Origin of the sequence: Pseudomonas sp. R1-18 (assembly GCF_051132095.1) — a bacterium.
Lineage (GTDB): Bacteria > Pseudomonadota > Gammaproteobacteria > Pseudomonadales > Pseudomonadaceae > Aquipseudomonas.
Genome location: NZ_CP071658.1, coordinates 1387030 through 1404933, shown reverse-complemented (window position 1 = coordinate 1404933; position 17904 = coordinate 1387030). Strand labels below are relative to the sequence as shown.

General features: G+C 60.3%; 18 protein-coding genes and 4 tRNA genes. 10 read left to right on the top strand and 12 right to left on the bottom strand.

Annotated features, from left to right (window positions below; translation table 11 throughout):
• Window positions 1-87 precede the first annotated feature (87 nt).
• The 4 genes from J3P77_RS06540 to J3P77_RS06525 form a co-directional block, all read right to left on the bottom strand.
• A tRNA-Gly gene (locus J3P77_RS06540) sits at window positions 88-163 on the bottom strand.
• 3 nt (window positions 164-166) lie between these two features.
• Window positions 167-242: transfer RNA gene (locus J3P77_RS06535), tRNA-Glu, on the bottom strand.
• Between the two features lie 115 nt (window positions 243-357).
• Window positions 358-433 (bottom strand) — tRNA-Gly (locus J3P77_RS06530).
• A 4-nt stretch (window positions 434-437) separates the two neighbouring features.
• Window positions 438-513: transfer RNA gene (locus J3P77_RS06525), tRNA-Glu, on the bottom strand.
• A gap of 290 nt (window positions 514-803) precedes the next feature.
• On the opposite strand from J3P77_RS06525, the gene J3P77_RS06520 reads away from it, so the two are divergent.
• A complete protein-coding gene (locus J3P77_RS06520) occupies window positions 804-1562 on the top strand; it encodes a hypothetical protein (protein WP_434680490.1) in 759 nt (252 codons plus the stop codon).
• Between the two features lie 55 nt (window positions 1563-1617).
• On the opposite strand, the gene J3P77_RS06515 is transcribed toward J3P77_RS06520, so the two are convergent.
• A complete protein-coding gene (locus J3P77_RS06515) occupies window positions 1618-2100 on the bottom strand; it encodes a GAF domain-containing protein (protein WP_434680487.1) in 483 nt (160 codons plus the stop codon).
• Window positions 2097-2987 carry an ATP-binding protein gene (locus J3P77_RS06510; RefSeq protein ID WP_434680485.1) on the bottom strand — a complete coding sequence of 297 codons (891 nt, stop codon included), beginning with the start codon at window positions 2985-2987 and terminating at the stop codon, window positions 2097-2099. The genes J3P77_RS06515 and J3P77_RS06510 overlap by 4 nt, the downstream gene beginning before the upstream one ends.
• Window positions 2988-3075: 88 nt before the next feature.
• On the opposite strand from J3P77_RS06510, the gene J3P77_RS06505 reads away from it, so the two are divergent.
• Window positions 3076-5427 carry an ATP-binding protein gene (locus J3P77_RS06505; RefSeq protein WP_434680483.1) on the top strand — a complete coding sequence of 784 codons (2352 nt, stop codon included), beginning with the start codon at window positions 3076-3078 and terminating at the stop codon, window positions 5425-5427.
• 15 nt (window positions 5428-5442) lie between these two features.
• Here J3P77_RS06505 and J3P77_RS06500 read toward each other — a convergent pair whose 3' ends face one another.
• Window positions 5443-5928 (bottom strand): glutathione peroxidase, encoded by a 486-nt coding sequence (locus tag J3P77_RS06500; RefSeq protein WP_434680481.1) that lies wholly within the window; start codon window positions 5926-5928, stop codon window positions 5443-5445.
• A gap of 31 nt (window positions 5929-5959) precedes the next feature.
• The gene (gene msrB, locus J3P77_RS06495) at window positions 5960-6361 is read right to left on the bottom strand and encodes a peptide-methionine (R)-S-oxide reductase MsrB (protein ID WP_434680479.1); all 402 of its coding nucleotides are present in this window, start codon (window positions 6359-6361) and stop codon (window positions 5960-5962) included.
• Between the two features lie 193 nt (window positions 6362-6554).
• Here msrB and J3P77_RS06490 point away from each other — a divergent pair, with 193 nt between their 5' ends.
• Both J3P77_RS06490 and htpX read left to right on the top strand, forming a co-directional pair.
• Window positions 6555-7766, top strand: coding sequence for a pyridoxal phosphate-dependent aminotransferase (locus tag J3P77_RS06490; protein WP_434680477.1), 1212 nt, complete (start codon window positions 6555-6557; stop codon window positions 7764-7766).
• 265 nt (window positions 7767-8031) lie between these two features.
• The gene (gene htpX / locus J3P77_RS06485) at window positions 8032-8919 is read left to right on the top strand and encodes a protease HtpX (protein WP_434680475.1); all 888 of its coding nucleotides are present in this window, start codon (window positions 8032-8034) and stop codon (window positions 8917-8919) included.
• Window positions 8920-9019: 100 nt separating this feature from the next.
• Here htpX and J3P77_RS06480 read toward each other — a convergent pair whose 3' ends face one another.
• Window positions 9020-9691, bottom strand: coding sequence for a thiopurine S-methyltransferase (locus tag J3P77_RS06480; RefSeq protein WP_434680473.1), 672 nt, complete (start codon window positions 9689-9691; stop codon window positions 9020-9022).
• Window positions 9692-9791: 100 nt separating this feature from the next.
• Here J3P77_RS06480 and J3P77_RS06475 point away from each other — a divergent pair, with 100 nt between their 5' ends.
• From J3P77_RS06475 to J3P77_RS06455, 5 genes are all read left to right on the top strand, one after another.
• On the top strand, window positions 9792-10559 hold the full coding sequence (locus tag J3P77_RS06475) for a DODA-type extradiol aromatic ring-opening family dioxygenase (RefSeq protein WP_434680471.1): 768 nt from the start codon (window positions 9792-9794) through the stop codon (window positions 10557-10559).
• Window positions 10560-10741: 182 nt separating this feature from the next.
• On the top strand, window positions 10742-10981 hold the full coding sequence (locus J3P77_RS06470) for a pyocin S6 family toxin immunity protein (RefSeq protein WP_434680469.1): 240 nt from the start codon (window positions 10742-10744) through the stop codon (window positions 10979-10981).
• A 76-nt stretch (window positions 10982-11057) separates the two neighbouring features.
• Window positions 11058-11168, top strand: coding sequence for a pyocin S6 family toxin immunity protein (locus J3P77_RS06465; protein WP_434680467.1), 111 nt, complete (start codon window positions 11058-11060; stop codon window positions 11166-11168).
• A 90-nt stretch (window positions 11169-11258) separates the two neighbouring features.
• On the top strand, window positions 11259-11417 hold the full coding sequence (locus J3P77_RS06460; RefSeq protein WP_434680465.1) for a pyocin S6 family toxin immunity protein: 159 nt from the start codon (window positions 11259-11261) through the stop codon (window positions 11415-11417).
• Window positions 11417-11665, top strand: coding sequence for a DUF7683 domain-containing protein (locus J3P77_RS06455; RefSeq protein ID WP_434680463.1), 249 nt, complete (start codon window positions 11417-11419; stop codon window positions 11663-11665). The genes J3P77_RS06460 and J3P77_RS06455 overlap by 1 nt, the downstream gene beginning before the upstream one ends.
• A gap of 314 nt (window positions 11666-11979) precedes the next feature.
• Here the strand turns inward: J3P77_RS06455 and J3P77_RS06450 are convergent, their stop codons facing one another.
• Both J3P77_RS06450 and J3P77_RS06445 read right to left on the bottom strand, forming a co-directional pair.
• The gene (locus J3P77_RS06450; RefSeq protein WP_434680462.1) at window positions 11980-13674 is read right to left on the bottom strand and encodes a DEAD/DEAH box helicase; all 1695 of its coding nucleotides are present in this window, start codon (window positions 13672-13674) and stop codon (window positions 11980-11982) included.
• 418 nt (window positions 13675-14092) lie between these two features.
• Window positions 14093-14854: a spermidine synthase gene (locus tag J3P77_RS06445; RefSeq protein WP_434680461.1), complete on the bottom strand. Its 762-nt coding sequence runs from the start codon at window positions 14852-14854 to the stop codon at window positions 14093-14095.
• Window positions 14855-15309: 455 nt separating this feature from the next.
• On the opposite strand from J3P77_RS06445, the gene J3P77_RS06440 reads away from it, so the two are divergent.
• Entirely contained in the window at window positions 15310-16656 is a 1347-nt protein-coding gene (locus J3P77_RS06440; RefSeq protein WP_434680459.1) for a class II 3-deoxy-7-phosphoheptulonate synthase, read from the top strand.
• On the opposite strand, the gene J3P77_RS06435 is transcribed toward J3P77_RS06440, so the two are convergent.
• A complete protein-coding gene (locus tag J3P77_RS06435) occupies window positions 16653-17864 on the bottom strand; it encodes a winged helix-turn-helix domain-containing protein (protein ID WP_434680458.1) in 1212 nt (403 codons plus the stop codon). The two genes, J3P77_RS06440 and J3P77_RS06435, sit on opposite strands and share 4 nt — an antisense overlap.
• Window positions 17865-17904: the final 40 nt, after the last annotated feature.

The window sequence follows — 17904 nt, the reverse complement described above, 5'->3', positions numbered from 1 at the left end:
CCTCATTCGCCTGAGGCCCTGGGTCGCTTCAGGCGAATGGCGCACAAACAAAAACGCCGCTCGAATGAGCGGCGTTTTTGTATGAATTGGAGCGGGAAACGAGACTCGAACTCGCGACCCCGACCTTGGCAAGGTCGTGCTCTACCAACTGAGCTATTCCCGCAAATGGCGTCCCCTAGGGGACTCGAACCCCTGTTACCGCCGTGAAAGGGCGGTGTCCTAGGCCACTAGACGAAGGGGACACTGCCTGAAACACCATTGGTGTGTGCGTTTCAGTTCCAGAACCACATCCTTGGATGCTGTTCTGGTTTTACTCAACCCTGCTCAGGTACGCCCTGGAGCAAAGCTGCTTAAAACTGGAGCGGGAAACGAGACTCGAACTCGCGACCCCGACCTTGGCAAGGTCGTGCTCTACCAACTGAGCTATTCCCGCAATATGGCGTCCCCTAGGGGACTCGAACCCCTGTTACCGCCGTGAAAGGGCGGTGTCCTAGGCCACTAGACGAAGGGGACACACGTACAACATTCACTCCCTGCTGCGCTTCGCTGTGTGCTTTACGCTGCAAGTGGCGCGCATTCTATGGATGGTTTGGAAGGTCGTCAACCCCCTTGTGAAAATTTATTGAAATCAATGACTTCACCCTTCTGAAGCGATCCGACCGCCGGCTCCCAGTCAACTAGTTGTCTATTAAGGAAAGAATGTTTTGCCAAGTCCGACGAGAACATCTATGCGCAGTAGTGCTTAGCCACTACACTCGCGTGAATTGTCTTGAATAAACGAGGTTTGCGCAGTGACACCACTCATGATCACGCTGATGGTAGTAGCCGGCATTGCGCTGCTAATCGCGATCGGTTACCTCAATCACGTCGCTGAAAACAGCAAACTCGACAAAGCACGTACCAAGGTTGAACTGAGCGACCGGTTGCGTCGCTGCGCCGAGATCAACGAAACCTTCCCCGGCCAGCTCATGTCGCCAGCGCTCAAGCTGCTACTGACCCGCCTGGAGCTGAATGTGGTGCAGCGCATGCTCGCGCTGGATAAGACCAACGCCCAGCTCAAGCAACGTATCGCCGAGCTGGAAGAGCTGGTCGCGCAAGGAGACCGCATTCAGGTCACCAACCCGGAAACGCCGATCCAGACCGAGGCCAAGGCCAAGGATGTACGCTTTCTGCTTGAAGCACTGCACGGCCAGGTGACACGCGCCGCGCACGACGGCTTTCTGCAGACCAGCGAAGCCAAGCACTGGATCCGCGAGATCCGCACCATCCTCGTTTCGCTGCACATCGAGTTCTTCAACAACCTGGGCCAGATGGCGCTGGCTCAAGAACAACCCGGGCAGGCGCGTCTGGCATTCGAGCGCGGCGTGCACTATCTGCGTAACCAGCCCGATCCGGTCACCTATCAGCAGCAGCTTCTGGCCATGGAAAAACAGCTGGCTCGCGCCAACTCGATGGTCCTGACCAACATCGCGCCAAGCGATGACGACGACAACGCCCTGACCGAAGGTCTGAAGGCGGACAACAGCGAATCGGAATGGAAGAAGAAGGTCATCTACGACTGATGACCCGCCCCGCCGCTGCGCCAGGCAAGCCCTGCGCAGCGGCGGACTCACCGGCTCAACAGTCGGTAGCCGCCAGAAAGATCTGCGCCAGACGCTCGATCCCCGCCTGATCCACCTCCGCAAAACGCCCAAGCTTCGGACTGTCCAGGTCCAGCACGCCAATCAGACGTCCATCCTTGACCAGCGGCACGACCAGCTCGCTGTTGGATGCGCTGTCGCAGGCGATGTGTCCGGGAAACGCGTGCACATCTTCCACGCGCTGGGTTTCGCGGCTCTGTGCCGCCGTACCGCATACGCCCCGCCCGAACGGAATCCGCACACAGGCGATCTGGCCTTGGAACGGCCCGAGCACCAGCTCTTCGTTACGGTTGAGGTAGAAGCCAGCCCAGTTGAGGTCGTCCAGCTGCGTGTAAAGAAACGCCGAAAACTGCGCGGCATTGGCGATGAAATCGCGCTCGTCAGCCAGCAACGCTTCGAGTTGTGCCGCCAGCAGCGAGTAGCCGTCCAGTCCGGAACCAGCCTGTTGCAGATCGATCATGGGTGTTGCTCCAGCAGTTTGAGACCTACCCAATAACGGGCAAATTGATAAGCACAGCGACCGTTGCGATTGCCGCGACCGGTGGCCCAGCGCACCGCGGCCTTTTCCAGCTCTTCGTCGCGTTGCCAACCGAGCCCGGCCTTTGTCGCCAGCTGCGTGATCCAGTGTTCCACCACGTTCAGGTAGTGGTCCTGGGTGAAGGGATAGAACGACAGCCAGAGCCCAAAACGGTCGGACAACGCAATCTTGTCCTCGACCGCTTCGCTTGGGTGCAGCTCGCCGTCGACGTTCTGCCAGTTGGCGTTGTCGCTTTCCTTTTCCGGCACCAGATGGCGACGGTTCGAGGTGGCGTACAGCAACACATTGTCTGGAGCCTGTTCCAGCGAACCATCGAGCACACTTTTGAGCACGCGGTAATCGCCTTCCCCCGACTCGAAGGACAGGTCATCGCAGAACAGCACGAAACGCTGCGGCAGTTTCTGAAGTTGCTCGACCACCCGAGGCAGGTCGCCCAGATGGTCACGCTCGATTTCGATCAGGCGCAGACCGGCGTCTGCATATTCGGCGAGCAGCGCGCGAACCAGAGAAGACTTGCCGGTGCCGCGCGAGCCCCACAGCAGCGCATGGTTGGCGGGCAGGCCATCAAGAAACTGGCGTGTGTTGCGGCCCAACTGATCGCGCTGCATATCGACGCCGATCAGGTCGCTCAGGCGCATGTCGAGGCTGACATCCAGCGGCAGCAGATAACCGCTGCGCCCTTCACGCACCCAGCGCGCGGCCAGCGCATGCGACCAGTCCACCGGCTCGCGCAGCGCCGGAAGCAATGGTTCCAGGCGGGCCAGCACGGCGTCGGCTCGCTGCAAAAAAGCGTTCAAGCGAGAATCCACGGTCTCTCCTCTTATTTAGCTGGTAAATCGTAAGGCACGATCGGCTATGCTTGCCGGCATCGGGCAATCGACATGGCAGTAGGCATTCATGGACATATCGCTCACCAACCGGCTGTCGTTCAAGCAGGCGCGACTGGCTGTTTCCATCGGCTTCGTTCTGGGAACTTTGCTTAGCCTGCTACAGATCGCCCTCGATTATGCCAGCGAAGATGCCTCGATCGATCGTGAAATTAACTCCCTGCTGGAAATCACCCACAATCCCGCCGCACGCATCGCCTACAACATCGATGCCGAACTGGCTCAGGAACTGACCCTGGGGCTGCTGCGCTCCCCCGCCGTGATCGGCGCGCGTCTGACCGACAACAACAATGTGGTGCTTTCCAGCGTCGAACGCGCTTCGGCGAACGGGCGTTATCGCATGCTCAGCGACTGGTTGTTTGGTGAAAGCCGTCGCTTTCAGGAGGCTCTGCATCTCGATAACTTACCCAGCGAAACCATCGGCACGCTGTATCTGGAGGTCGACACCTTCGCCTTCGGCAGCCATTTCCTGCAGCGCGCGGAAATCACCCTGCTCAATGGTTTTGTCCGCAGTCTCGCTCTCGCCGGCATTCTTACCATCCTGTTCTACACCACTCTGACCAAGCCGCTGGTTGGTGTGATACGCGACCTGACCCGCCATGACCCGCGCCGCCCGGATTCGGAAAGGATCACCTGCCCGCCCAATCACGAGCAGGATGAAATCGGTGTGCTGGTCGAAGCGTTCAACCGGCAGATCGAATCCATGTCCTCCGAATTCTCCCGCCGCCTGGAGGCCGAAAATCGGCTCACCGAGCACCTGAGCCAACTGGAAAACATTGTTTCGGCGCGCACCAATGAGCTCAAGGCCAGCAACCAGCGGCTCAGCCAGTCCAACGAAGAGTTGCAGCTGGCGCGCAGCACCGCGCTGGACATGGCCCAGGCACGCTCGGCCTTTCTGGCCAACATGAGCCACGAAATCCGGACGCCGCTCAATGGCCTGCTGGGCATGCTCGCTTTGTCGCTGGACGGCCCGCTCAGTGCCGAACAGCGTCAACAGCTGATGATCGCTCACGATTCGGGCAAGGTTCTGGTCGAGCTGCTCAACGATATCCTCGACCTTTCGAAATTCAACGCAGGGCATCTGGAAATCGAGCGCATTCCGTTCGATCTGGGCACGCTGGTCGAGGACACCGCCAACCTCTTGTCCCAGAACGCCGCGCCCAGCGTGGAGCTGACCTGCCTGATCCCGCCGGATTTCCCCGCGATGGTCATCGGCGACCCGACCAGGGTTCGGCAGATCGTCAGCAACCTGTTATCCAACGCCCTGAAGTTCACGCGCTTCGGGCGGGTGGACGTGCGTCTGAGCAGCTTTCGCGATACCCAGACCCGCGAGAGCCGGATCAGGATCGAAGTGCGCGACACCGGTATCGGCATTGCTCAGGATGCCCAGGCAAAGATATTCCAGCCGTTTACCCAGGCCGAAGCAGGCATCACCCGCCAGTTCGGCGGCACGGGCCTGGGCCTGGCGCTGACCCATAACCTGTGTGAAGCCATGAATGGCCGGCTCAGCATCCAGTCGCAATCGGGTTTCGGCAGTTCGTTCACCGCCGAGCTGCCACTGCCGGTGCATGTGCCGGCGATTATTCCCGGCGCGCTCAAGGGCCGGGTCACTGTCGTCAGCACTGCCGGCAGCGGTCTGGTGGAATTGTTGGGCAGCCTGCTTCCGGCCTGGGGTATCACCTTCAAGCGACTGGGCACTGATGAGAAGATCATCACGCTCGGCGCGGGCGCAGACGCCGATCTGGTGATCACTGATTGCCCGGAATGCCTGTTCGGCATCCGCCCCGCTACGCCGGTACCGATCCTGCTGGTCACTGCCTATGGCAACTTCATGCCGGGCGAACAGGTCAGCGCCCTTGCTCCGCTTCAACAACAGGCCCGGCCGCTGGCGCGTAGCGCGTTGTATCAGACCTTGCGCCGTACGCTGCATCAGGAAGATCCGGGCGCTACCCCACTGGAATACGAAGACCTCGGCGGGCAGCGACCGGCGCGCATCCTGCTGGTGGAAGACAACCCGGTCAACCAGCTGGTCGCCAAAGGCATGCTCAGCAAGCTGGGTTGCGACGTCACCATCAGCAGCCATGGCGGCGAAGCCCTTGAGCAACTGGAGCGCGGTCATTTCGAACTGGTATTGATGGATTGCAACATGCCAGTGATGGATGGCTACGAAGCCAGCCGCCAGATCCGCAGCAGTGGACGCTGGCCGCATCTGCCCATCGTCGCGCTGACCGCCAACGCCATGCCGGAGGAGCGCGAACGCTGTCGGGCGGCAGGCATGAGCGATTATCTGGCCAAACCGTTCCGGCTCGCCGAGTTGATGGGAGTGCTTGACCAGTGGATTCCGGTCACTCAGGAAAGCTGAGTGGTTGCCCGGCCGTCAACCCAGCAGGGCCTCGATCTCGCCGTTGAGCTCCTGCGGCTTGGTCAAGGGCGAAAACCGCTTGACCAGCGCGCCATCCCTGCCGATCAGGAACTTGGTGAAATTCCACTTGATCCGCTCCGAACCCAGCAGGCCGGGAGCCTGCTTTTTGAGCTGCACGAACAGCGGGTGTGCATCACTGCCGTTGACGTCGATCTTCTTGAACAGCGGGAATGACACGCCATAGTTCAGTTCACAGAACTCGGCGATGCTGCCCTCGCTACCCGGCTCCTGCTTGCCAAACTGGTTACAGGGAAACCCCAGCACCACCAGGCCACGATCCTTGTAGGACTGCCAGAGTTCTTCCAGCCCTTTGTACTGAGGCGTGAACCCGCACTTGCTGGCGGTATTCACCACCAGCAAGGCCTTGCCGGCGTAGTCGGCCAGCGTTTTCTGCTCACCTTTTATGGTGGTACAGGCAATACCCAGCAGGTTGTCGCTCATGGCAGCAATCTCGAAGAAGTGAACGATGACGTCAGGCCGCGTCGCGAGGGACCAGGTTCAGGCACACCGAATTGATGCAGTACCGCAGGCCGGTCGGCCTGGGACCGTCCGGAAAGACATGCCCCAGGTGGGCGTCGCACCGGGCGCACACCACTTCGGTGCGGATCATGCCGTGACTGACGTCGCGCACTTCGACCACCGCGCTGCCTTCGATGGGCGCATAGAAGCTGGGCCAGCCGCAACCCGAATCGAACTTGGTCTCTGAATCGAACAACGGTTCGTCACAGCATACGCAATGGTAGACGCCTGGCGTTTTGGTGGTGTTGTACTCGCCGGTGAAAGGACGTTCGGTCGCCTTCAGCCGACAGACGTTGTATTGCTCTGGGTCGAGCATCTGCTTCCACTCTTCGAGCGTCTTGTGCAACTTGTCCACAGGTACACCTCCGGATTTTAAAAAGGCTGATCTGTGTCTTTTCCACAGAACAGGTGGCACGTATGATTGCGCCTTTGTCAGGCACCAGTCTGGCACCCGCGTCAGTCGCACACAAACCCATTTTCCTGGCGTTAAGCGCTGCGACCTTCATTGCAAGCCAGCAACAGCTCGTCCATCTTCGGGATCAATCACCATGCAGTTCAGCAAATCGAACAAGCTCGCAAACGTCTGCTATGACATTCGCGGGCCAGTGCTCAAGCACGCCAAACGCCTGGAAGAGGAAGGCCATCGCATCCTCAAGCTGAACATCGGCAACCCGGCGCCGTTTGGTTTCGAGGCGCCGGACGAGATCCTGCAGGACGTGATCCGCAACCTGCCCACCGCTCAGGGCTACAGCGATTCCAAAGGTCTGTTCAGCGCGCGCAAGGCTGTGATGCAGTACTACCAGCACAAGCAAGTCGACGGTATCGGCATCGAAGACATCTACCTGGGCAACGGTGTTTCCGAGCTGATTGTGATGTCGATGCAGGCGCTGCTCAACAATGGCGACGAAGTACTGATCCCGGCACCCGATTATCCATTGTGGACTGCAGCAGTGAGCCTGGCGGGCGGCAACCCGGTGCATTACCTGTGCGACGAGCAGGCCAACTGGTGGCCGGATCTGCAGGACATCAAAGCCAAGATCACGCCAAACACCAAGGCGATGGTCATCATCAACCCCAACAACCCGACCGGCGCGGTGTACTCCAAGGAAGTGCTGCTGGGCATGCTGGAGCTGGCTCGCCAGCACAATCTGGTGGTGTTCTCCGACGAGATCTACGACAAGATCCTCTATGACGAAGCCGTGCATATCAGTACCGCGTCGCTCGCACCGGACCTGCTCTGCCTGACTTTCAACGGCCTGTCCAAATCCTACCGGGTCGCGGGCTTCCGCTCCGGCTGGGTCGCCATCTCCGGGCCCAAGCACAACGCCCAGAGCTACATCGAAGGCATCGACATCCTGGCCAACATGCGTCTGTGCGCCAACGTGCCTAGCCAGCACGCGATCCAGACTGCATTGGGCGGTTACCAGAGCATCAACGATCTGGTTCTGCCGCAGGGTCGCCTGCTGGAACAGCGCAACCGGACCTGGGAATTGCTCAATGACATTCCGGGCGTCAGCTGCGTCAAGCCAATGGGCGCGCTTTACGCGTTCCCGCGAATCGATCCGAAGATCTGCCCGATCCACAACGACGAAAAATTCGTTCTGGATCTGCTGCTGTCCGAGAAACTGCTGGTCGTGCAAGGCACGGCGTTCAACTGGCCGTGGCCGGACCATTTCCGCGTCGTGACCCTGCCGCGCGTCGACGATCTGGAACAGGCCATCGGCCGCATCGGCAATTTCGTCAAAGGTTATCGCCAGTAATCCAGCGCCACCCGGCACCCTGGTCTGCGGCCCCGACATGTTCGGGGCCTTTTATTTTCGGGCCCTGCCGGTCTCGCCGGAGCAAGCCATAACATGAGGAAACGAACGCTGCGCTGGCTCAGGTGGCGTTCAGCTGACGCGGTTTACGATCACAGGCGAGCAAGCGACATAGTTTGAAATAGTCCCCCGGTTGAATAGCGGCGGGCAGCACCTTATATACCCCGCATCCAGTTACATATTTACCCCTGAGGAGAACGATTCGACCATGATGCGCATTTTGCTGTTTTTGGCCACTAACCTTGCGGTCGTGCTGATTGCCAGCATTACCCTGAGCCTTTTTGGCTTCAATGGGTTCATGGCGGCCAATGGGGTTGATCTCAACCTCAATCAGCTGCTGGTTTTCTGCGCCGTGTTCGGTTTCGCGGGTTCGCTGTTTTCGCTGTTCATCTCCAAGTGGATGGCGAAGATGAGCACCGGTACCCAGATCATCACCCAGCCACGCACCCGCCATGAACAGTGGTTGCTGCAGACCGTTGAACAGCTGTCTCGCGAAGCGGGCATCAAGATGCCGGAAGTCGGTATCTTCCCGGCCTACGAGGCCAACGCTTTCGCCACCGGCTGGAACAAGAACGATGCACTGGTTGCAGTAAGCCAGGGTCTGCTGGAGCGTTTCTCGCCCGATGAAGTCAAGGCGGTGCTGGCTCACGAGATCGGCCACGTCGCCAATGGCGACATGGTGACACTGGCGTTGATTCAAGGCGTGGTGAACACCTTCGTGATGTTCTTTGCGCGGATCATCGGCAATTTCGTCGACAAGGTGATCTTCAAGACAGAGAACGGTCAGGGTGTCGCTTACTACATCACGACCATCTTTGCCGAACTGGTATTGGGCTTCCTGGCCAGCGCCATCGTGATGTGGTTCTCCCGCAAGCGCGAATTCCGGGCTGACGAAGCCGGCGCGCGCCTGGCGGGCACCAACGCAATGATCGGCGCACTGCAACGCCTGCGTTCCGAGCAGGCACTGCCCATCCAGACGCCCGACAGCCTCAAGGCGTTCGGCATTAACGGTGGTCTGAAGCACGGCCTTGCCGGGCTGTTCATGAGCCATCCGCCGCTGGAAGTACGTATCGAGGCGCTGCGCAACCGCGGCTGATGCCCTTTGCAAGACCAGGCTTGCCCGCGACACTGAGTTTCTGACGATGCCCTTCTGTCGTTGAAACTATCGATGTCGCGGGCAAGCGCGCTCCTACAGATCAGTTACAGACAGGACCCTTGCGCGTCAGGCGATAAACTCGTTCATCCACCCGGGTCAATCCCATCGCCTGCGCCCTGGGGGTGCCTGGCAACGCGTCTTCCGCGGCCAGCTCCCTGACCTCCCACCCCTGTGACAAATACTGGTTCACCCATTGCGGCGGCACGGAGAACGGCGGGCCGTCCATCAATTCCTGTTCGTAATCCAGCGTAATCAGCAAGCCGACGGTGTCCGCGGGCATCAGCGAGTCGAGGTGGAGCACATAACGTTCGCGCATCGCTTCAGGCAGTGCGATCAGTGCTGCCCTGTCGTACAGAGCGTCGCATCGGCCAATATCCTCAGCCGTCAGCGCGAAGAAATCACCGCACCAGATCTCGACACTCTCAGCGCTGTACACCTTGAAGCTGCCACGCTGGGCAACTCCTGGCTCCAGCGAAAGCTCAGCGAAGTAATTTTCCACGGCCTTTTCCGACAGCTCCACGCCCACCACGGAGAGCCCCTGCGCCGCTAGCCAAGTCATGTCCAGACTCTTGCCACACAAGGGCACCAGCACCCGAGCGCCCTCGGCCAGGCCCAGGGCGGGCCAGAACCGTTGCAGAAAAGTGTTGGGCGTCGCCTGATTGAATCCTATCTGCCCCGCTTCCCAACGTTGTTGCCAGAACTCCGCCTGCATGAAACCTCCTGAAAATTCGATCAAAAACCGTGAAAACTTATATTAGATTCAGATCGATGATCTGGCTGAAGATGAGCCATCTTAACCTCAGGAGCATCCCATGCTGCCCAGCCTCTTTATCTCTCATGGCTCGCCCATGCTGGCACTGGAGCCGGGTGAAAGCGGCGCGGCACTGCGCCGTCTGGCCAGCGAACTGCCCACGCCTCGCGCTATCGTGATTGTCTCCGCACATTGGGAAACCAAAGAGCTGTTGGTCAACGGCAACCCACAACCGGGAACTTGGCATGACTTCGGTGGTTTTCCTGCCGAGCTGTTTGCCGTGCAATACCCCGCGCCCGGCAACCCGGACCTGAGCCGGGAGGTGGCCGAGCTGCTGGCAGCCAGTGACCTACCCGCGCGCATCGACAGCAAACGCCCGTTCGACCATGGCGTGTGGGTGCCGCTGTCACTGATGTATCCGCAGGCTGACATACCCGTCGTTCAAGTCTCGCTGCCCAGCCACCAGGGCCCGGCATTTCAGACCCGCGTCGGCCAGACGCTCGCCGTGTTGCGCGATCAGGGCGTGCTGATCATCGGTTCCGGCAGCATCACCCACAATCTGCGCGAACTGGACTGGCATGCCGGCCCCGAGCGCGTCGAGCCCTGGGCAAGAACATTCCGCGACTGGATGATCGAAAAGCTGCAAACCAACGACACCCCTGCCCTGCACGAATACCGCCGCCTCGCCCCCGATGCGGAGCGCAATCACCCAAGCGATGAGCACCTGTTACCCCTGTACTTTGCCCGAGGCGCCGGCGGCGACTTTGCGATCGAACATCAGGGCTTCACTTTGGGCGCGCTGGGAATGGATATTTACCGGTTTGGCTAAGGGGACTGTACTCACCCAGGAGACGCAGTTCCCGACAAGGCATTGCCCTCTATAGCGCGAAACTTCAGGTTACCGACTCGAATTGACCGAAGAGCCGCCTGCCGCCAAGCTCGCTGGCGGACTGTGTCGTAAGCGGCAAGCGACGACGCTCTACCCAAACCTGCAAACAGGAAGCAGCGACTATGGTGATCATAGTCAGCGGTTTTTATCCCGAGCCTAATCCTGACAACTCGCTTCATTACGAAAGAACCGTGCCGCATGAGCTGGAGAGACAAGTGCTCGCCGCAATGGATTGGGCGGAACTGAGAGACGTTCCTCCCGGCGAGACCGACCTTACAAAGGATCAAGCTGGCGTTGTAATAAAGGCGCTTGGGGATGTAGTCAGAGACGACCTGGTCTACAGCATCGGGCTTTTCAGATAGAGCTCTATTTCGGCCGGTAGGAGCGCGCTTGCCCGCGAGCAGCCTTACGCGGAGCGCCTGACACAACGCGTCGTATGTGTCGCGGGCAAGCGCGCTCCTACAACCTGAGCAGGCAAGAACCCTATCGGAGCTCATAGGCCAGCCCCTCCCGGAGCATCTGCGGTTGTTCATTGGGGTGGAGGTCTAGAGAAAATGATGCTCTTGGAAATCACAGGATTCCTCCCCCCCAAACCACGAAGACGACCTGATTAAACGCTCACTCGTCGTCACTCAAGAGTTGGAGCAGCGCGTAATGGATGTTTTGGGCTGGGAAAGCTTGGAAGCCGAGATTGTTGGCGACCTTCAACTGACAGCGGCTCAAGTGGAGGAAATATCATCGGTTATCAATGAACGGCTGCCGCGAGATCTGGACCTGTTCATCGGTGTTCGGCCGTAATGAGAAAGCAGCCGTTGATCTACACAGTTGAAGCCTTTGACAAACAAACTGAATTTCTGGCTTTTGAAGTGAGCCTGCCCGATGGTTGCGACGCTCAACTTGCCCAGATCATGGGGTGGCCCGCACCTCAGCGTGGCGACGAGGGCTATGACCTTGATGCCACTCAAATCGCGGCTTTGGAGGTACTAGCGAACAGACAGTTTTACGACAGCGATCATGTTTTTCAGCTCACCTGCAACGTTGCGTGAACAGCGCTCGCCGCAATGGATTGCGCGCAGCTGACAGACATTCTTCCCGGTGAGACTGACCTGACGACCTGGTCTACAGCATCGGGCTTTTCCGATAGCGCTGTGTTTTAGCTAGTAGAAGCGCGCTTGCCCGCGACACATACGACGCGGTGTGCCTGACACAACGCGTCGTATACATCGCGGGCAAGCGCGCTCCTACGCCGTGACGGCCACGGTAAAGGACAACGAGGTGGGCGAAATCGGTTATACCGAGCAAAAAAAATCCCCGAACCAGTCGGGGATTTTTTCGTTCAGACGATCAACTCAAGCGCTGATCAGTCTTCGCGATAGCGACGCAGTTTCAGCTGCTTGCCTGCAACGCGGGTGTCCTTGAGTTTGGTCAGCAGACGCTCAAGGCCATCTTCCGGCAGTTCGACCAGGCTGAAGCTGTCACGCACCTGGATGCGGCCGATAGCTTCGCGGGCCAGGCCGCCTTCGTTGAGGATAGCGCCCAGCAGGTTCTTGGCGGCGATACCGTCACGCGCACCCAGCGCGGTACGGCAGCGAGCACGACCTTCGGCCAGTGGAACCGGAGCACGACGCTCGCGCTCTGGACGATCGCCGCGATCCGGACGGTCGCCACGCGGGGCGTTGTTCGGAACCAGCGGACGCTCGCGCTCGATGGCTGCCAGGGTCAGAGCCTGACCGTTGGTAGCTTTGCGCAGCAGAGCGGCAGCCAGGGCACGCGGCGTGCAACCGATGTCTGCGGTCAGACGATCCAGCAGGTCGCCGTGGGTCGACTCGGCGTCGGCAACCAGCGGCGCGAGGCTGTTGGTCAGTTTCTTGATGCGGGCGTCCAGCACGGCCTGGGCATCCGGCAGGCGGACTTCCGCAACCTTCTGGCCAGTAACGCGCTCGATGACCTGCAGCATGCGGCGTTCACGCGGGGTGACCAGCAGCAGTGCGCGACCTTCGCGACCGGCACGACCGGTACGGCCGATACGGTGAACGTAGGACTCAGGATCGTACGGCATGTCGACGTTGAACACGTGAGTGATACGCGGCACGTCCAGACCACGGGCTGCGACGTCGGTCGCAACCACGATGTCCAGGCGACCGTCCTTGAGGGAGTCGATCACGCGTTCACGCTGGTTCTGAGCGATGTCGCCGTTCAGTGCGGCAGCCTTGTAGCCACGAGCTTCCAGCGCGCTGGCCAGATCGAGGGTCGCCTGCTTGGTGCGGACGAACATGATCAGGGCGTCGAAGTCTTCGACTTCCAGCAGGCTCAGAACAGCCGAGGTCTTCTGGTCAGCATGAACCAGCAGGTGAGCCTGCTCGATCTTGGTGACGGTCTGAGTCTTGGTCTGGATCTTGACGTGCTTCGGATCGCGCAGATGGCGTTCGGCGATGGCACGGATCGACTGTGGCAGCGTGGCCGAGAACAGAACGGTCTGGCGGGTTTCAGGCATGGCCTTGAAGATGACTTCGAGGTCGTCCATGAAGCCGAGCTTCAGCATTTCGTCCGCTTCGTCCAGAACCAGGTGGTTCACGGTGGCCAGGACTTTTTCGTCACGACGCAGGTGGTCGCACAGACGACCCGGAGTGGCGACGACGATCTGGGCGCCGTTGCGGATGGCCTTGAGCTGCGGGCCCATTGGCGCACCGCCGTAGACCGCGACAACGGTCACACCCGGCATTTGTTTGGCGTAGGTCTCGAACGCGGTGGCGACTTGCAGCGCCAGCTCACGGGTCGGGGCCAGAATAAGGGCTTGCGGCTCGCGCTTGCTCGGGTCGATCAGGTGCAGGATCGGCAGAGCGAATGCGGCAGTCTTGCCGGTACCGGTCTGCGCCTGGCCGATCATGTCGTGACCGGCGAGGATGATCGGGATCGATTGCTGCTGGATAGCCGAAGGCTCTTCGTAGCCGGTGGCGACGACAGCTGCAACGATATTGGGATGAAGTTCGAGAGCGGCGAAGCCGCCGATTTCCTGGGTCATGGGTCTGCCTCTAGTGCATCCGCAAAGACCCATGCTTCAAAGCTGCGCGTGCCGTGTACGACCTTGAGGTCACCCTGGCTGCTTTGTCGGCGGGGATTTGCGAAAACGTTTGATGAATGGATCGCCAAGGATAGTCCGCAGTGCGAACGAGCAGCCGAAGCTGGCTTCGGGGAATTGCAATCCTGGACGAGGGCCCTGTTAAGGCCGGCGCGCACTATACCGGAATTACGCGTGAAAGTGAGTCTTTTTTTTACGAAAGCATGTGGCTCGGTGCCGCGTGTTCCGGTAGCTGTACGCCGAGCGAATGGGATCGGGAATGGCGGCGAGCCTGTGTATCCGGGGTCTCGGCTTAAACGTTTCACTTGTTCCCGCAGCGCTCGGCGAACGGGCTTACCCGGTGCGGCGAAATGTCTCACTCAGGATTTTGGATCTTCGGTCGCAGACCACGGATTCAGCTTGCAGGACGAATGTCGTTGATCAGGCTCTGCAACGAATAGCCCAGCGGCGGCGCGAGCGCCCGGGCCCGCTCGGAAACGGCTTTGATCGACAAGGTCTGGTCCAGATCCGCCGGGACCAGCAGAATCACGTTGCCCTCCTTCACCGGCAGTTCCCAGTAGTGCCGGTGGTAGAGCCCGCGCAGCAGAGCTGCGCCCAGCGGCTTGCCATCGTCCGACGCCCACTGATTGATGATCAGCCAGCCGCCGGGGTTCAGCCGTTGTTGGCAGCCCTGCAGGAAATTCCACGCCAGATGCCCGACACCAGGGCCGACGTCGGTATACAGGTCGACGAAGATCAGGTCGGCGGGCTCGGCGCTGTCCAGCAACTCCAGCGCGTCACCGATGCGTATATAGAGTCGCGGGTCATCCTCAAGGCCGAGGTATTCCATGGCCAGGCGCGGGACGTCCGGGCGTAGCTCGATGACCTCGACATCGTCCAGCGGCAGGAACTTCATGCATGCCTGGGTCAGCGTGCCGGCGCCCAGGCCGAGGAACAGCGCGCTTTCGGGCAGCTCGTGGCACAACGCACCGATCAGCATGGCCCGGGTATAGTCGTACTCCAGCCAGCTAGGGTCGGCGGTAAACGTGCAACTCTGCTCGATGGCGTCGCCGAATTCCAGAAAGCGGTAATCGTCCACCTCCAGCACGCGGATCATGCCGAAGTCGTCATGTACCTCAGCGAGGATCCGTTCCACGCGCTCACGCTCTTCCGTCATCACCGTTCCTGGTCGCACCTGCGCTGAGCGCAAAAAGCGGATTGTCAGCCAAGCACGCTGCTTTGTCACATCCGTCGAGCGGCGCCCTGGATAAAAACGGGGTTTCTCGGGTGAGGTGTGATTTTTTGCGGGCCTCGAAATAGCCATGGCAAGCACGTCTCCTTTATGCCAGAAGTGACATAAGGGTTGGCATTTGGCTCACGAATGGGCAGAGACGGCGCTCTATATGTCATTGCGATATCATGAAATCGATGTGCCACTCACAGCGCCCGTCGGGTTGTCAGTTTTGTTTTATGCTCGCATTAATTATTCGTTGCAGGCATATAGCCATCGGCTTTCGCCAGACTTTCATGAGGCCGTGAGATACGAAATCCGCCGACTGTCTTTGCCCGCTGGCAGGCAGCCGACGAACTGCTAACATGCCGGTCCGATTTGCCCGAAGCCAAGAGCCAATAATGAGCCAACCCTGGAGCCCCGACAGCTGGCGGACTTTGCCGATTCAGCAGCAGCCGCAATACCCCGACGCTGAACACCTGTCCAAGGTGCAACGGACACTGGCCAGCTATCCGCCGCTGGTATTTGCCGGCGAAGCACGAGAGCTGCGCCGTCAGTTTGCCGAGGTGACTCAGGGCCGCGCGTTCCTGCTGCAAGGCGGGGACTGTGCGGAAAGCTTCATGGAGTTTTCGGCAGCGAAAATCCGCGACACCTTCAAGGTGCTGCTGCAGATGGCCGTGGTCATGACCTTCGCGGCGGGTTGCCCGGTGGTGAAGGTCGGGCGCATGGCTGGTCAGTTCGCCAAACCCCGCTCATCCAATGATGAAACCATCGACGGCGTGACGCTGCCCGCTTACCGCGGCGACATCGTCAACGGCATCGGCTTCGATGAGAAGAGCCGCGTGCCGGACCCCGAGCGTCTGTTGCAGGCTTACCACCAGTCCACCGCTACCCTTAACCTGCTGCGTGCCTTTGCCCAGGGCGGGTTCGCCGACCTGCATCAGGTTCATCAGTGGAACCTGGACTTCATCGCCAACTCGGCGCTCGGGGAAAAGTACAGCCAGCTGGCCAGCCGCATCGACGAAACCCTGGCGTTCATGCGCGCGTGCGGGATGGATAGCTCGCCTCAGTTGCGTGAAACCAATTTCTTCACCGCCCATGAAGCGCTACTGCTCGACTACGAAGAAGCCTTCGTGCGGCGCGACAGCCTGACCAACGACTATTACGACTGCTCGGCGCACATGCTTTGGATCGGCGACCGGACCCGTCAGCTGGACGGCGCGCACGTTGAGTTCCTGCGCGGCGTGAACAACCCGATTGGCGTCAAGGTCGGGCCGAGCATGAACACCGACGACCTGATTCGCCTGATCGACATTCTCAATCCGGATAACGATCCCGGCCGCTTGAACCTGATCGCGCGTATGGGTGCCAATAAGGTCGGCGACCACCTGCCGCAGCTGATTCGCGCGGTTGAACGCGAAGGTCGCCAGGTGCTGTGGAGCTCCGACCCGATGCATGGCAATACCATCAAGGCCAGCAGCGGTTACAAGACCCGCGACTTCGCGCAGATACTTGGCGAAGTGAAGCAGTTCTTCCAGGTGCATCAGGCAGAAGGCACTTACGCCGGCGGCATTCATATCGAAATGACCGGGCAGAACGTTACCGAATGCATCGGCGGAGCCAGGCCGATTACCGAAGACGGCCTGTCGGATCGCTATCACACTCACTGTGACCCGAGAATGAACGCCGACCAGTCGCTGGAGCTGGCGTTCCTGATCGCCGAAACCCTCAAGCAGGTGAAACGCTAGTCTGAACCGGCCAGCGCGCCCATCACCCGCGTCGCGCTGGCGCGCTGGCAGTTGATCCGGATCTCCGCCAACCCGAGCCAACCGGCCAGTTGGCGCAGGTTGCGCGCCAATGCCTGGATACCTTCGTCGTCGAGCCCCTGCTCCTCTTCATGCACGGCATGCACCGCCAGCCGGCCGGCGGCTCGTTCGGCGCGCAGATCGACTCTCGCGGCGATGCGTTCATGATGCAGAAACGGCAGTACGTAGTAGCCGTACACCCGTTTGTGCTGAGGGGTGTAGATCTCCAGCCGATAGCGGAAGTCGAACAGCCGCTCGGTGCGCGCCCGCTCCCAGATCAGCGAGTCGAAGGGTGACAGCAATGCGCTGGCCGATACCTTGCCTGGCGGTGCGCTGCCCGGAATGCAGAACGCAGGATGCTTCCAGCCCTTGACCTGTGCACGTTGCAGCTGCCCGGCCTCGACCAGTTCGGCCAGTGCGATACGGCTGGGCAGCGGGTCCTGACGGAAATAATCACGCAAGTCCTTTTCGGTGCCGACACCCAGCGCGTTGGCGGCATGCAACAGCAACTCGCGCTGCGCATCGGCTTCGCTGACAGCCGGATGGTTGAGCACCTCGATCGGCAGTACCCGCTCAGGCAAATCGTAGAGCCGTTCAAACCCTCGCCGTCCGGCCACTGTGACTTCGCCAGCGGCAAACAGCCATTCCAGCGCAAGCTTTTCCGCGCTCCAGTCCCACCAGGGCCCGGCGCGCTCCGCACGGGTGCTGAGACTGCCCGCGCCCAGCGCGCCCTGCTCGCGAACCGCCTGCAGCACTCGCTCGATCACCGGCCGTTGTTCACGACCGAACTTCGCCAGCCCCTGATAAATGCCCTCGCCCTGGGCCGCGCGCCGCATCCGCCAGACCATCAGCGGGTACAAGGCGATGGGCAGCAGAGACGCTTCATGGCCCCAGTATTCGAACAACCGGCGATGGCGACCCTGGCTCCAGGCCGCCTGATCAAGCAGAGTCTGTGGGTAGTTGCCCAGGCGGGAAAACAGCGGCAGGTAATGCGAACGGACCAGCGCGTTGACCGAATCGATCTGCAATACGCCGAGGCGTTCGATCAAACGAATGACATGGCTGGACTTGACCAGCGCAGGCGGCTGGCGACCCCGGAAACCCTGGGCGGCCAGCGCCAGACGACGTGCTTGTTTGACGGACAGTTCCATTGAAACCAGCCTCCCGGCGCGAGACCGTCACGCTAGCCGA